The organism is Ruoffia tabacinasalis (assembly GCF_005864045.1).
Lineage (GTDB): Bacteria > Bacillota > Bacilli > Lactobacillales > Aerococcaceae > Ruoffia > Ruoffia tabacinasalis.
In genome coordinates this window covers 1-14,546 of sequence record NZ_VBSP01000056.1, presented here as the reverse complement: position 1 = coordinate 14,546, position 14,546 = coordinate 1, and the positions used below count along the sequence as shown (strand labels likewise).

Sequence of the window (14,546 nt, the reverse complement as noted above, 5' to 3'; positions counted from 1 at the left end):
TAACCCGAAGCCACCGCGGTTTCCAGCAAGCTGAAGCAGAGCTATGGGAAATGTTTGGAACACTAGCAGAGAGCTGATTTTTTTACAGAAGGAATTCTTTATTTACACAAACTTCTTGACGCTCCCTAATTTATATTTTCGGAGTATAATTACAATATCAAAAATAGCTAGACAACATAATGGAGGTGTAATAGTGAGTAATTTAGGTAATTATCAAAGAATGGTAACTCTCGCAAAAAAAGTAGGAGGACCACTCAAATTAGCCACGATAGTTTTTTCTAGTGGTGTTGCTACTACAAAAATAGCTGAGCAAGGGTATAAGGGTGTAAAAAAATATATGAATACTCGAACAAACTCTAAAGTTAAGGCTAAAAGAATATATACGGTACACACAGATGCAAATTACAACGATGAGATATATTTTAAAAATGGTCGAAAACTTAACGTTTTAATAATTGATAAAGATTCTGCGGTCGTTGAGGTAGTAGGAGAGAATGACAATCCATATGTGGTTACAAGAGATTTTCTTAAAAAAGTTTCTGATTTTGATCAGTAATTACGACGTATGAAGATGGTATTATTGAAAGTTGGTAATATATGTGAATTTCACAACTGAACGTTTAACAATTAGACCATTTGAAGAGGGCGATTTAATGGATTTGTTTGAGATCCATTCAGATGAAGAGACGGTTCAATATCTTTTGAACGATCCTTGGACGGAAGAAAATAAGGTAGAACAATTCAAAAAAGCGGACAGATAATAAAGTATTTGCGCCTGATTCACCGGTAAACTTGGCGGTAGTTTTAGAGGCTAAAGTCATCGGTGACTCGTTTGTGTCTTATACAGGCATGCAGGAAACGGTTGAGATTGGTTATACTTTCTCCAAGGATTTCGGAGGAAAAAGTTATGCTCAGGAAGCTGTCCATGGATTGATAGCGACCTTATTTGATCAATATCAAATCCACCGAATTGTGGTGAATTTGGATGCTAGAAATACAAGTTCTGCAGCTTTATGTGAGCGACTGGGCATGCGAAAGGAAGCCCATTTTATCCAAGATTATTGGTCTAAGGATGAGTGGACGGATTCATTGTTTTATGCCATGTTGGCAAGTGAATTCGATACAATGTTTAGGTAATCAAAGCCAAGTAGTTTATTTTAAGCTTATTAGTAAACTGGACATATTAAGATTGTATTCGCTGTAACTTTTAATATAATATATATAATTAAACAGTTTGGGAGACGATTGATATGACGGACAATACACCATCAAAGAATAATGAAGTTACTGTTATGGTTGATTCCTCAGGAAATGAGCTACAATTTGAGAAAGCGTCAGAAGGCAAAATTAGTTTCGGTAAAAAATTTAAAGAAGTTAATTTAGATATTACTTCATTAATAGGGGGAAGTTTAGCAGATGCTGGAGTATTTTTTAAGACCAAAAGTATGGCATTTGAACAAATCTTAGAAGCTTATCCAAATGGCTTATATACAGCTACAGTAAGTCCTGAAAAATTATCTCATTTTAAAGTTGATAATACCTTTACGACTATGGTGAGAGACAGCGAAAATCATTTAATTGGTCATGCTGGCTTTTCTGAAATAAATATGCCAAACTCTATTAGCCCTGCAATGGTCTTAGGAATCGGTATGCAAGTCATGGCTTTTGCTTCAAGTACCTATTATCTTAATGAAATTAATAGTCAAATTTCTGCTATTGATGAAAAATTAGACGTGCTTTTTAATATGCATGAAGATGAAATTATAGGCAAGATAATATCTGCAAGTAAAGGTTTACTAGAAATTGCTAAGCGTAAAATTGTAGATCAAGCGGATATCGGACAAATCAGACATCTTAAAATTGAAATTACGAGTATCTATGAACAGTTCCAGCAAAGATTGAAACGACATGAACAAGAGCTACAGCAGAAGAATTATCAAAAAACAGAAGACAAATTGATAAGTGATATTAACTATGCAATAAAATATGCCTTTGAAACAGATAAATTATCCTTATATGCTGATTTAATAGAAATTAGCGTTCGAATAAAATTGGGAAATTCAAATGAATTAATTAAAGCGCGAACTGAAGAACTTAAAGAAAAATTTGCGGATAGTTTCTATTTAAATTATGAAACGAAACTACAAGAGATCTATGATGTCATCGTTCAACAAAAAAATGAAGAGTTGGCCCATAAAACGAATCGACTAGAGGGATCTGAGAAATTTCTGGAAAGTTTTAGCGAAAATTATAGCAACTTACCGTTTTTGAAAAAGGATAAGGATGAAGACAAAGCTAAGAAAAAGGGATTAAAATTACCTGGACAAGTTGAGAAGTTTTCTGGGTCTGTTGGAAAGTTTTCAAAAAATATTGGTGAGGCGTCAAGTAAGGGGCTTAAGTCCGTCGTAACAGGTTTGCCTAAGCGAGAAGTGGCCAAAGTTGAAGAAAGACTAGCCGATATAAATCAGAAATTATTGACTACTACTGAAGATTTATCTCGTAATAGAGATATCGATGAAATAATAAATGAAGTCATCTCTTTGCCTAATCAAGATCAAGAGTTGCTATATATCGTAACAGAAGATAATGAGCAACGATTATTCATACCTGAAAGGGTCTAATGATACGGAAAATAAAATGTACATTTGAATCTGGCGTGTAAGTATAAATAGTCCAAGCAGTTTAAAATAAATTGCTTGGACTATTTTTCGTTTATTCCCTTCATATCCTAACTGTTAGGATGCGAGGTCGGCGGCTTTTTTCAGGTCTTGGGTGTAGTTTTTGAGTATTTCTTTGTTTACCCGTGATAAGGGGCCAACAATAGACTAAGCAACTTGTTTGAAAAAGCAGACGTACATCTATTAGCCTGAGCAGCGCTGATTGAAGCCCACCACGCCCAAACTGCTTTGTTAACCCAAGAAGCAAGTGGCGATCCAGTTGCCTTGTCCTTACTGATGGTACACGGGCAAAATCACTTAATTACCGCCATCACCTTTAAAGATATGGCTAATGAAATCATTGCGGTTTATTCAGACCTTGGGTGCCAAACCTTTCGTATTGACGATGCCAGTTGGCTATGATGAATGGCTCACTTATACCAAAAGCATTCGCTGTGTCTATATAGGACGCACCCGTGTCTTGCTTAAATCTTAAAACATTTAACTTAAAATTTAAAGGATAGGTTGCATTTCGTCGTTTGGTTTTAAGGCCTTCTTTCCCATTGGTTTTGAATTGGTTAACCCATTTTTCAATCAAACTTGTCGTTGAAATATGGTGTTTCTTAGCGAGTAAGGTGTAACCTAATGTCCCATTTAGATACTCTTCGACAACCTTTAATTTGAATTCATATGAATACTTTTGTGACACAAAAACGCCCCCCGTAAAGTTAGATTTTTAACTCTAACTTTCGGGGGTCACTCCAAAATCTTCCTTTTTAATTTGTCGACTGAGTTAGAAAGTTAATTTCATAAATATTAATCAGGAAACTTGCTAAGTGACTCTCAATGAGTTTGTGACGGTCAATACAAAGAAACTCCCCCCATGCCTCGGCTTGGGGGGGAGCACACACTAACTAACCTATTTCGGTCAACGTAATAAACATAAACATAAAGCCGACAATAATCAGTGCCACTGCTGAGACGGCGAAGCCAATCTTAATCATTGGCCCAGGCTCGGCACCTTTAATGTACAGTCCAACAGTCCATGTGGAAAGAGAGTCAAGGTTGAACAGGATTAGCACACCGATTGTAAACAAGCCGATGAAGTAAGCAATGGCTAGCCAAGTGCGAGACCAGTAGGCGTTGTTGCGCGCCTCAATCAAACTAGCCCCATTGCGAATTAAAACGCTGAGGTTATTGTCGCTTATTACGTCACTGTCGGAGGTCAGCGTATAGAGTGGGCGCCCAGCGGAGTCTTCGCCATCCACTGTAAAAGCTAAAACTTGCCCATCCACTGTGACAGTCCGGTCAGCTATATTCACCATAGCAGTCGGCTCGAACATGAAGTCTTGGTTGATGTCGTAGGTAACGGCCTTCTGGAATTCTAAGTCTGACTTGGCTTGTAATTGTTGCTCGGACATATTGACGAAGAAGGGCGCGCTGGTCACACCGGCATCATCAACGTATTCACCACCCTCTGCATTTTCATCAATATACTGGTCCAAGCGCTCCAAGACTTGATTGTGACCACCACTGAGGTAGATCTCATAAGCCTCAGGGACGGTGGCGCGGATGGGGGCGTCGGCTTTGCTTTTGGTATAGGCTAACAAGAGGGCGGGGGCTAGGATGAGAATGATAAGACTCAAAATCTTTAGTTTTTTAGTCATTGTCGGATCCTCCTCTATTGTAGATGACCTCGCCATTTTGGGTTATAGTCTCAGCAATTAGGTATAAAACTCGGCCTCCAGAACCCGCATCCGCTCTTATAACGCCAAGGCTGCGTCCATCAACTGTCACATTCCCTTCAAGTATAGGGAGACTATTGCCTTCAAGGTAGATAATGAAGGAGGCAAAATAATCATTGTCGTCAACTTGAAGGGTCTTCCAATTTCCAGAACCTAAGTCGGTTATAATCTCGCCCGTCACTTGAATTTCCTCTTGGTAGTGGGGCATGTTGACTTGGTGGTCGTCTAGTAATTGTCGGTAGATTTCCTTCTGATCAGTTTGATTAATGACCACTTGCTCATCAATCTGGTAGTCGGCGTAGATGCGGTCTGGATTATTCAACCGGTCTACAGTAGCTAGGTGGTGGACGTCTTCGTCAATTCGGACGTCTTGGGCCTGGTTGCTAGGGACGGAGTCGAAGTAGTAGGTCTCGGGGTCTTCAAGTTGAGAGGTCGGAATCTGTAGGGACATGCTGAGGGTGTTATCAGTATAGCCGTTAGATTGGACGTGTATGCGGCCCATCTCCACATCCTCTCCCGCTTGGAATTTTTCATAGGCTAATTCGATAGCTTCCTCGTCTAAAGTCGGATCGAGTAATTTCCCGAAGAAATGGAAGTAGCTTCGCGTCATCTTATCATAATAGAGGTTGTAAGACTCGTCGAAGGTGTCGAAGCCATTAGTGAAGCGAATCTCTAGGACATTCCGCTCACCAGTCAAGCCAGAGAAAATGTAAAATTCATTCAAACGGCCAGCTTTGGCCATTTCAGATGGGTAGTAATAGACGGTGTTGCCCCACGCATCGAGGTGGTCCTCTGTCAGCTCGAAGCCAAAAGTCTGGCTTAATTGGTCCAGAATGCGATTGATATAGGCACGGTCGACAAAGACTTCTTCGCCTTCATAATCGGGGGAGAAGATATCCGGGAAATCCCCTTCTAAATCATAGAAAGAGTTAGTGAGATTCACTGTGTCAGCATTGTTATAAAGCGACAGCGGGAAATGGTAAGAGACCTCAATATAATCATGATTGTGATGACGGTGATGCGAAGCATCAAAGCTATGACCTGATAGCTCAATCTTGTCTGTCGAAGTGGAATCCTCAACCCAAGGGGCATAGACTTCACGTAAGTTTGCCTCAGAGATCGTCGGATCCACAAGATGAACCAGACTGACAAAAGTATCAAAGTCCAAAGACGGATTCGGCAGTATATACTGATAGATATAGATAAGGTCACGGTTTTCATCCATCCCCGAAAAGAACCCAACCATTACGTCCTCATCCTCAATCGGAACTAGTGCAGGATAGCGATTGTTCCTCTCCATGGCCTCCAGGACAAAATCCTTAGAAATCTCCACCTCAAAGTCCTCAATCACTTCATTGTACAAACGGTTTGTCAAGCCAGACCCAGAAAAAGGCACAGCCGCGCCTTCATAATCCTTCCTAAAGACAGGAGATAGAGACTGAGCCTCCGCCCTTTGAATAGGTATTAAAGAAAGTAAAAAGCACAGTAAGATAATCTTCTTCATCATTTCACTCCTCAAAAAATCATCCAAGTGATTACTATATTAACCACCAGAGAAAAAAGCAAACAATAACTTGATTATAATATAATAATAAATGAAGGTTGGGGCAAGTGATATGTATAGGGGAGGGTGAGAAAGAAATAAATTGTAGTTAGAATAAAAAATCGAGATGAATTAAATTATTTTTGAATTGTCAATATAAGCTAGACAAACGTGAGTCATTTATGTAATTTGAAAATACTTCCAAAGGTGTTTGATAATTTAATGATTTTCTAGCAAGGTGACCAAACTCATCTTTAAATAGAGGGTAGTCTTTTTCTCTTTCAGAGATATTTCTTTTGAACGCTTGTTTTCCACGTCGTTCTTGGTGTTCGTTTGACTTTCTCTTGCCTTTCATAGGGAGTGTTGTGATATCAAAGATGCCATATTTAAATCGACGATATAAGGTTCTCATTGAACAACTGATTGGCTGTTCAGAACATCCAATGATGACGTCTAGTGGCCATCCTTGAGCAACTTTTTCTTTAATATACTTCGGTTCCTTTTTAGGTAAAGTGACTTTATGTCTACTGCAACATTTTTGTAGTATTTGTAGTAATCAATCGCTGGGTTACCTTTATGCTCTTTATATTACAGTAGGGTTAGTAGCTCATGAAATTAATATTATGGAGCAATCACTAGACTTTCATAAAAAAAGAATTATGGACACCGATAGCCGATGAAAATGAGCTATCTCCTTTTACACGAGTTGATCCGGGTATTAATAATATATAAAAACCAGAAGATGTTCACGATGGTGGTAACATGATATTACGAGAAAGCGGTGGAAACATTACAGAAAATACGAGTGGTAAGCTATCTTTATTGTCAAACTTACCAATGGAAAGATTATTTGCACATTATGTGGGTTCTAGTTTTTCAGCACCTATGGTGACAAATATAATTGGGAAAATTGCAAATAAATATCCAAATGGATCTGCTAATTTGTTGAAAAACCTATTGTTACAATCAACTAGATTACCTGAAATTAAAAATGTTAAAGGGACTAATACCGATAAGAAGAAGTTTCATTTTAACTCATTAGGTTACGGTTTACCAAACTATGAGTATGCTATAGCGTCCTTTGATAATAGAGTAGTTTTATTGGATGAAGCTACAATTGGATTAAACAAGATTCAAGTCTATTCAATTGATGTTCCAAAGCTATTTTCGAATCCAAATGTCATAAAATGGTGCCAGTGGCGCTAACATTCAATCCACCAACAAGAATGACTCGCGGAGATAGTTATTTAGGAAATCAATTGGAGTTTAAATTATTCCATACGTTAGACTCTGATATCATTGTAAATCAATTTGCTGAAGTAGATTTCAGTGATGAGGAACAACTTGTAAATGTGATTGATAAAAAATATGAAATAGTTATGGATCCGGGAATCGATACGCGTAAAAAAGGATGCCATCAAAAAGGTGTAAAAGAGTATAAGAGGGAACCTCAAAATATACCTACTTCGCCCTTTACACTTGTTATAATTTATTCAAATAAAGGGATTAATAATTTAAATTATACTCAGGATTATTGCGTGTCTATGGTAATTGAACATATAGAGGGAATTAAACTTTACAATAAAATAAGAAATACTATTCAATCAAGAGTTAGAATTCGATAAAATTTACTTTTGACCTGCTTTCACGAACGTACGGAATAGTCGGCCTGTTCCCGCATACGGCCATTTCACCAAAAATCGCAAATACATCAATTCTATCAACTCGTCCCATGTTGAGGCGGTAACACTACTTGTGAAAGAGCGTTAGCGACAGAAGAAGTAGATGTTCCGCCCATGCACGGATTTCCCAAGAAGACAAGCAGAATGAGCAAGCTGAGTGGCTGAAACATTGTATGTTTAATGGTATAATTCATGAGAGAACAAAGCGACTTCATAAACGTTGGTTTAGAAAGCATATGAGTCATGTGAAAAAAATATGAAAGTTGGATGTTTTATATGAAGCAATTTATTAAACATTCTCCCTTGGCTTTGGCCAAGTTGATGTGTTTGTGTGAAAACCACCAATTCTAATAAACATATTGAAAGGGGAAGCTTATGGAAATAATTATATCTTCAATGTTAGTTTTTATCTCTACGTCCATCGATTATTTGGTTGTTTTAACGATTCTTTTCTCCACCATGAATACTGGTAAACAACGATCAATTTATATTGGCCAATATATTGGAACGGGGTTGCTCGTTGGCTTTAGTCTCATTGCAGCGTACTTCCTGAACTTTATTCCACAAGATTGGGTGATCGGGTTACTTGGTTTACTTCCTTTGATTCTAGGGATTCGGGCTATCTTCATCGATGAAGATGTAGATGAAAAGGACTTGGAAGAAAAGATGTCGCATAGACAGTCAGAAGTTGCGAGTGTGGTTGCTCTGACCATTGCTCTTGGCGGAGATAATTTGGGAATTTATATTCCTTACTTTACTGGTATGTCCTTCCAGGAAGTCATGGTTGTGATCCTTGTTTTTATCATTGGGATTTTTATCTTATGTTATTTATCCAAACGACTGGCTTCGGTTCCTATGATTGGTGAAGTAGTTGAGCGTTACGAAAAAGTCATTGTACCAGTCGTTTTCATCGGCTTGGGTATTTTTATTCTGTTAGAGAATGGTACGATTCAACATCTTTGGTCACTGATTGCATAGAATTTTAAGCAGCTTCACGGATAGTAGAATATACCATTAAAGTATTTAAGGTTGAACTTAGATACATATAACACAACCGAAATATTAAAGAGGCACAGAACGATGCAATATCATTTGCATCGTTTTGTGTCTCACTTTTATGTATATTTTTAACAATTATGGATCGCAGCTTTCTTTTTCTCTAAATAGGCAATAAGTAAGCTGATATTTTATTAATAGGTTATACTTGAATGACTGAGACAATCATAGATATAATTCGAGAGATAATATGAAATATAGCATATACAAAAACATTTAAGAAGAATTTTGGTAATATATGTAGGAAGAGTAAAAGGGAGGCATGATTTATGCAACATTCATATAAATATATAATATTAGGTGGCGGGATGGCTGGGGCCAATGCCGCAATGGAAATTCGTAAGAATGATCGTGAAGGGACATTATTGATAGTCACACAAGAAACTGACAAACCCTACTATCGTCCTCCATTAAGTAAAGAATTTTGGACAGAGCCAGACTATCCAAAAGAAACGATATATTATAATATTTCGGATGATGAATCAATTGATTTCTTAACTGGGACAACTGTTAAGCAAATTAATGCCGATCAACAAACGATTGAGATTGAGAGTGGAGAAATCTATCAATACGAAAAATTGCTTTATGCACTGGGTGGCGCTCCAAAGTGGATTGATGGGCTGGAGAGTGAGCGTGTCCTAGCTTTAAGAAACTTAGAAGATTACCGAAACCTCCAAAAATTCGCCAAACCTGGGAGCAAAGTCATTATCGTTGGAGGAGGCTGGGTTGGAGCAGAACTTGCAGCAGGTCTAAAGCTGAATGATATGGATGTGACGCTTGTTTTTCCTAATGAAATATTAAATGAAAAACGACTACCACGAATGCTTGCTGAAAAATTTCATCAGCGCTTTGTAGATATTGGCGTTTCCTTGATAAACAATGCCTATGCTGATAGTTACAAAGTAGAGGACGATCAAGTGAGTGTAAAACTAGAGAACGGCGCTGTATTGAGAGCGGATATTCTTGTTTTAGGAATTGGATTAAAGCCAAATGTTGAATTAGCAGAAGCAGCTGGTTTAGAAGTGGGTAATGGCGTCATTGCTAACCAATTTTTACAAACTTCCAACAAACATATCTATGCTGCAGGAGATGTGTTGAACTATCCAGATGTAATCATAGGACGTAATCGTTTTGAACATGAAGAGCAAGCGGAGTATTCTGGGAAAGTAGCGGGTCGGAACATGACGGGCGCTGAAGAAGTTTATAATCATGGTGCGCCACTCTCTTATACGGATGTCTTAGATATTTCTATTGAAGGTGTCGGTGAAATGAGTCGAAACCGTGATGATGCGATCATTGAAGAAGTTGCCGGTGGTTATATTGTTTATTATCTTTTTAAAGGTAAACCAACAGGAATTTTAACATATAATGTGAAAGTTGATATGGATAAGGCCCGTGAAATTCTTGTTAACCCACCGAAAACATTAGATGAGCTAACAGGGATTTTGAAGCCTATTTGAATCATTTATTGTTTAGCTATATTAGTGTAGATTGAAAAAAAGGCGATAAAACTGAAATAATACAATAAAGAGAGTCACAACACTATGCAAATAAGGCATGGTCTGTGACTCTCTTCATTTTGTGCTTTATAAAATTACTAGTTAATTGCTTTGTATCTCAAGTCAGTATATGTGAAGTTAAACAAAAGGGTCAAGAGAGTATCATAATCATTCGAACTCATACTGTCTTTAAAGCTTTCATAGTCATTAATACTAGCAGACCCGATGCAACAAAGACATGTTCGACCTATGTGTGCACCTTTTTTTGTACCCTTCGTACAAACTAGAAAAATCAAATCATGTTCATCTAGATCCCCAGATTGGCTCCGTCGAAATCTAAATTGAGGCATAACTTGTAACTCATTCAATCCCTCTATGAACTCCTCAAAACTAATATTCTTTTCTGGTAACAAGACAACCACTCCTAGTTATTTATTCAATTTAAAAAAGCACAACGAGATTCGTCGCGCCAAATAACTGGGTTAGACTCATCTTCCTCTTTCGAGTTGGATTTAGCACCTTGCCAATGGTAGGTTGCTGAAGCTTCATCGGGCCAATTCCCTCTGCTTACTCTGGATAAGTTGTGATTTCAAATTGTATATTATATTTTAACATAAAACATACGGATAAACAAGAAGCGTAGGATGTATTACTAGCTTGGAAAGCAAATTGCAATAAATAAAATGGTAGTCTTTGCAAATTATTATTTAATGCAGGGTCTTCAGAAGCATAAAACTTGTGTAGGATATGATTAAAACTAGTTAATAACTGATATTGTATAAAAATAAAAGAGAAAAAATAGTTTTACAATGCATACATGCTCAACATTTCCTGCCTATGCACAGATTTCAAAGGGAACTCAAGCAAAATATACAGGTTGATTTATTGAACACGGCTGTTGAAGGAATGATTTTATTGACAAAGCCAATGTAAAATAATCAGTATTATTAGACTATTACTAACTCCCATTGATGTAACAGAAAATATGGAATTACCAGAGTAGTTAAGATGAAAGAAAATGATAATAACTGTAGACGGAACAATGGAATTTTGATGGGTTTATTAATCCGAATCGTATTTGGGGTAACTTGGTTAATACTATCAAGATTACTGAGTCATTATATTATTCATAAAACGTTGAAATGAGATCCATTATCTGTCCTTCAAATTGAGTGGTGTCAATGTCAACTTTATCCTAATGTTCTTTTACTAATTTATCTAGAACTTGGGTGCAGTCATTTAATATCCGAGTGCACCCATCGGTCAAGCGAATTTGATTATGGCGGTTATTCGCTGGATTCACGTATATATCTAGCAAGCCATGTTCGCTTAGTTTAGTCATTTGCTTACTGATGGCTGCGTCACTCATATTCACTCGATGAGCTAATTCTCGTAGAAAACTGTCAAATTGCTTCTCAAACACTTGTAATGAGTGGTCTGCAATTTTAGTTACTAAGATAAATAATTCATAAGAAATAGGTAAATTATCCAATTCAGCCAGCTTCCAGTTACGTTGTTGGTTTGACGGGATTAAATAATTTTCTGTATAAATAACTACCTACCTAACGCGATGATTGAGAGTACAAGCCAGATGACTGGGATCTCCAAAAATACAAATTTAATCACAGCTAATGTTGAATCGGCGAATACTAACCAGTAGAAAAAAAGCCTGGATTAGCAGTCAGAAAGAATGAAACGATATTCTCTAATACATCAAACAGTCCTACGAGTGGCAGAGCAAAGGCAAAGCACTTACCATATCGATTGAAACATGATTCTTCTTTAGGAGATTACTGACGAAAGTTCAGGCAGTATAGCCCATAAATATAACCGTTAAGATGTAGACACAGTCAAATAAATGAGTGTTCAATCACATATTTTTTGCTGATTTTAAATAAAACCTTTTCGACAAAGTGTTTTTTTTCTGTTTTTATTTAACTGAATAGGGTATATATATATATGGTAAAACCCCAACGAAGCGCGTTATAATAGCGATTATGACTATATTATACGTGCTTATAGGTAAAGATTATCACTTAATATGAATATTTAATCCACAATATAGTTTGAATTATTTTAAAGAAGTGGTATTATCATAACGTTAGAAACAATTATATTTTGGGAGGATTTTTTGAATGACAGCAAGAAAAATTAAAATCGGCTTGGCCGTATTAAAAGTATTAGAAGGATGGGACGTTGATACCATCTATGGTATTCCATCAGGAACATTAAGCTCATTAATGGACGCGATGGGAGACGAAGAGAACAACATTAAGTTCTTACAAGTTAAACACGAAGAAGTTGGAGCTATGGCTGCAGTGATGCAGTGGAAATTCGGTGGAAAATTAGGTGTAACTGTTGGATCTGGTGGGCCAGGTGCATCGCATTTAATTAACGGTCTTTACGATGCGGCTATGGATAATATTCCAGTTGTAGCGATTTTAGGATCTCGCCCTCAAAGAGAATTAAATATGGATGCCTTCCAAGAATTAAATCAAAATTCAATGTATGATCAAATTGCTGTTTATAACAAACGTGTGGCTTATGCAGAGCAATTACCTAAATTAATTGACGAAGCTGCAAGAACTGCAATCTCTAAACGTGGAGTAGCTGTATTAGAAGTTCCAGCTAACTTTGGTTTTGAAGAAATCGCTGAAGACGCATTCTATTCTTCAGGATCAAGCTACCGTCACTACGTTCCATCAGCAATCAACGATACAGATATTGATGAAGCAGTTGCATTATTAAACAAATCTAAACGTCCTGTAATCTATGCAGGTATTGGTACTATGGGACACGGACCAGCTGTTCAAGAATTAGCTCGTAAAATCAAAGCACCAGTAATTACAACTGGTAAAAACTTTGAAACATTCGAATATGACTTCGAAGCTTTAGCTGGATCAACTTACCGTGTTGGTTGGAAACCTGCGAACGAAACAATCTTAGAAGCAGATACAGTATTATTTGCTGGATCAAACTTCCCATTCGCAGAAATTGAAGGAACATTCAGAAACATTGAAAACTTCATCCAAATCGATATCGATCCAACTATGTTAGGTAAACGTCATAAAGCTGATGTAGCTATCCTTGGTGATGCTGGTGAAGCTGTGAACGCGATCTTAAATAAAGTAGATGCTGTTGAAGAATCTGCATGGTGGAACGCTAACCTTAAAAATATCGAAAACTGGCGTCAATATATCAATAAATTAGAAACTAAAGAAGAAGGACCTCTTCAATTCTATCAAGTATATAACGCTATTAATAAACACGCTGACGAAGATGCTATTTACTCAATTGATGTTGGTAACTCAACTCAAACATCTATCCGTCACCTAAACTTAACTCCTAAGAATATGTGGCGTACGTCTCCATTATTCGCAACAATGGGGATTGCAATTCCAGGTGGTATCGGTGCGAAAAATACTTATCCAGATCGTCAAGTTTGGAACATCATCGGTGACGGTGCGTTCTCAATGACATATCCAGATGTAGTAACAAACGTTCGTTATAACATGCCAGTTATTAACGTAGTATTCGCTAATACTGAATATGCCTTCATTAAAAATAAATATGAAGATACTAACAAAAACATCTTCGGTGTTGACTTTACTGATGTTGACTACGCTATGATTGCTGAAGCTCAAGGAGCTGTGGGTCTAACAGTTTCACGTATCGAAGATATGGACAGCGTTATGAAAGAAGCAGTAGAACAATTCAAACAAGGCCGTACAGTTGTCATTGATTGTAAAATTACTCAAGACCGTCCAATCCCAGTAGAAACTTTAAAACTGGACTCTAAATTATACAGTGCTGAAGAAATCCAAGCATATAAAGAAAAATATGAAGCTGAAGAATTAGTACCTTTAAGAGAATATCTTGAAGCTGAAGGTTTAGAATCTAAATACATTAAATAATTAAACATTTATCGCTTTCCAAAAATCGAGTCCAACTCGCTTTTGGAAGGCGTTTTTGTTGAGAATTTTTTATAAAATTTAAAAATGCTCAACTCAAGCCAAATGGAGTTGTCATTCGTCTTTAGTTTGTCTAACTCACGCCAAATGAAGTTGTCATTCGTCCTTAGTTTGCTTAACTCACGACAAATTGAGTTGTCATTCGTCTTTAGTTTGCTTAACTCAAGCCAAATGGAATTGTCATTCGTCTTTAGTTTGCTTAACTCAAGCCAAATGGAATTGCCATTCGTCTTTAGTTTGCTCAACTCAAGCCAAATGGAGTTGTCTATACTGGTCCTATGAACGTGGACAATCTGAGCCACACTCATTTCATTCGTGAACTAAGTTTATTTCTGTCATAATAATCGTAGACTCAAAGGTATAAAGACTAAATATTTGTAGACAATCCGTCAT

13 protein-coding genes, 2 pseudogenes and 1 riboswitch are annotated in these 14,546 nt (G+C 37.1%); of the genes and pseudogenes, 10 read left to right on the top strand and 5 right to left on the bottom strand.

Annotated features, from left to right (window positions below; translation table 11 throughout):
* The first annotated feature begins 193 nt into the window (after nucleotides 1–193).
* From FEZ33_RS10850 to FEZ33_RS10835, 5 genes and pseudogenes are all read left to right on the top strand, one after another.
* Nucleotides 194–556: a hypothetical protein gene (locus FEZ33_RS10850; protein ID WP_138405400.1), complete on the top strand. Its 363-nt coding sequence runs from the start codon at nucleotides 194–196 to the stop codon at nucleotides 554–556.
* 43 nt (nucleotides 557–599) lie between these two features.
* Nucleotides 600–761, top strand: coding sequence for a GNAT family N-acetyltransferase (locus FEZ33_RS12620; protein ID WP_212746703.1), 162 nt, complete (start codon nucleotides 600–602; stop codon nucleotides 759–761).
* Nucleotides 762–792: 31 nt separating this feature from the next.
* Nucleotides 793–1,137 (top strand): GNAT family N-acetyltransferase, encoded by a 345-nt coding sequence (locus FEZ33_RS10845; protein ID WP_212746702.1) that lies wholly within the window; start codon nucleotides 793–795, stop codon nucleotides 1,135–1,137.
* A 113-nt stretch (nucleotides 1,138–1,250) separates the two neighbouring features.
* The gene (locus tag FEZ33_RS10840; protein ID WP_138405399.1) at nucleotides 1,251–2,621 is read left to right on the top strand and encodes a hypothetical protein; all 1,371 of its coding nucleotides are present in this window, start codon (nucleotides 1,251–1,253) and stop codon (nucleotides 2,619–2,621) included.
* A gap of 252 nt (nucleotides 2,622–2,873) precedes the next feature.
* A pseudogene (locus FEZ33_RS10835) lies at nucleotides 2,874–3,080 on the top strand (PTS sugar transporter subunit IIA); the annotation flags it as partial.
* Here the strand turns inward: FEZ33_RS10835 and FEZ33_RS10830 are convergent.
* The 4 genes and pseudogenes from FEZ33_RS10830 to FEZ33_RS12775 all read right to left on the bottom strand — a co-directional run.
* Nucleotides 3,016–3,366: a helix-turn-helix domain-containing protein gene (locus FEZ33_RS10830; protein ID WP_138405398.1), complete on the bottom strand. Its 351-nt coding sequence runs from the start codon at nucleotides 3,364–3,366 to the stop codon at nucleotides 3,016–3,018. The pseudogene FEZ33_RS10835 and the gene FEZ33_RS10830 overlap by 65 nt on opposite strands.
* Nucleotides 3,367–3,571: 205 nt before the next feature.
* Complete coding sequence (locus tag FEZ33_RS10825; RefSeq protein WP_138405397.1) at nucleotides 3,572–4,324, bottom strand: hypothetical protein; 753 nt, start codon at nucleotides 4,322–4,324, stop codon at nucleotides 3,572–3,574.
* A complete protein-coding gene (locus FEZ33_RS10820; RefSeq protein ID WP_138405396.1) occupies nucleotides 4,317–5,906 on the bottom strand; it encodes a hypothetical protein in 1,590 nt (529 codons plus the stop codon). The genes FEZ33_RS10825 and FEZ33_RS10820 overlap by 8 nt, the downstream gene beginning before the upstream one ends.
* A 274-nt stretch (nucleotides 5,907–6,180) precedes the next feature.
* Nucleotides 6,181–6,486: pseudogene (locus FEZ33_RS12775) on the bottom strand (transposase family protein); the annotation flags it as partial.
* A 221-nt stretch (nucleotides 6,487–6,707) separates the two neighbouring features.
* On the opposite strand from FEZ33_RS12775, the gene FEZ33_RS10810 reads away from it, so the two are divergent.
* The 4 genes from FEZ33_RS10810 (at nucleotide 6,708) to FEZ33_RS10795 (ending at nucleotide 10,143) form a co-directional block, all read left to right on the top strand.
* Nucleotides 6,708–7,151, top strand: coding sequence for a S8 family serine peptidase (locus tag FEZ33_RS10810; protein ID WP_138405395.1), 444 nt, complete (start codon nucleotides 6,708–6,710; stop codon nucleotides 7,149–7,151).
* 20 nt (nucleotides 7,152–7,171) lie between these two features.
* Complete coding sequence (locus FEZ33_RS10805; RefSeq protein ID WP_171031384.1) at nucleotides 7,172–7,570, top strand: hypothetical protein; 399 nt, start codon at nucleotides 7,172–7,174, stop codon at nucleotides 7,568–7,570.
* A gap of 432 nt (nucleotides 7,571–8,002) precedes the next feature.
* Complete coding sequence (locus FEZ33_RS10800) at nucleotides 8,003–8,605, top strand: CadD family cadmium resistance transporter (RefSeq protein ID WP_138405393.1); 603 nt, start codon at nucleotides 8,003–8,005, stop codon at nucleotides 8,603–8,605.
* Nucleotides 8,606–8,952: 347 nt separating this feature from the next.
* Complete coding sequence (locus tag FEZ33_RS10795) at nucleotides 8,953–10,143, top strand: NAD(P)/FAD-dependent oxidoreductase (protein WP_138405392.1); 1,191 nt, start codon at nucleotides 8,953–8,955, stop codon at nucleotides 10,141–10,143.
* 524 nt (nucleotides 10,144–10,667) lie between these two features.
* A riboswitch (SAM riboswitch) is annotated at nucleotides 10,668–10,765 on the bottom strand.
* 612 nt (nucleotides 10,766–11,377) lie between these two features.
* On the opposite strand, the gene FEZ33_RS10790 is transcribed toward FEZ33_RS10795, so the two are convergent.
* Complete coding sequence (locus tag FEZ33_RS10790; RefSeq protein ID WP_138405391.1) at nucleotides 11,378–11,674, bottom strand: winged helix DNA-binding protein; 297 nt, start codon at nucleotides 11,672–11,674, stop codon at nucleotides 11,378–11,380.
* A 643-nt stretch (nucleotides 11,675–12,317) separates the two neighbouring features.
* Here FEZ33_RS10790 and spxB point away from each other — a divergent pair.
* Nucleotides 12,318–14,096, top strand: coding sequence for a pyruvate oxidase (gene spxB / locus FEZ33_RS10785; RefSeq protein WP_138405390.1), 1,779 nt, complete (start codon nucleotides 12,318–12,320; stop codon nucleotides 14,094–14,096).
* The last annotated feature ends 450 nt before the right edge of the window (nucleotides 14,097–14,546 follow it).

Bases quoted from the DNA above. Each gene is read 5' to 3' on its own strand.
- FEZ33_RS10825 (WP_138405397.1), bottom strand. From the start codon at position 4,324: ATGACTAAAAAACTAAAGATTTTGAGTCTTATCATTCTCATCCTAGCC.
- FEZ33_RS10795 (WP_138405392.1), top strand. From the start codon at position 8,953: ATGCAACATTCATATAAATATATAATATTAGGTGGCGGGATGGCTGGG.
- FEZ33_RS10820 (WP_138405396.1), bottom strand. From the start codon at position 5,906: ATGAAGAAGATTATCTTACTGTGCTTTTTACTTTCTTTAATACCTATT.
- FEZ33_RS10800 (WP_138405393.1), top strand. From the start codon at position 8,003: ATGGAAATAATTATATCTTCAATGTTAGTTTTTATCTCTACGTCCATC.
- FEZ33_RS10810 (WP_138405395.1), top strand. From the start codon at position 6,708: ATGATATTACGAGAAAGCGGTGGAAACATTACAGAAAATACGAGTGGT.
- FEZ33_RS10840 (WP_138405399.1), top strand. From the start codon at position 1,251: ATGACGGACAATACACCATCAAAGAATAATGAAGTTACTGTTATGGTT.
- FEZ33_RS10805 (WP_171031384.1), top strand. From the start codon at position 7,172: ATGACTCGCGGAGATAGTTATTTAGGAAATCAATTGGAGTTTAAATTA.
- spxB (WP_138405390.1), top strand. From the start codon at position 12,318: ATGACAGCAAGAAAAATTAAAATCGGCTTGGCCGTATTAAAAGTATTA.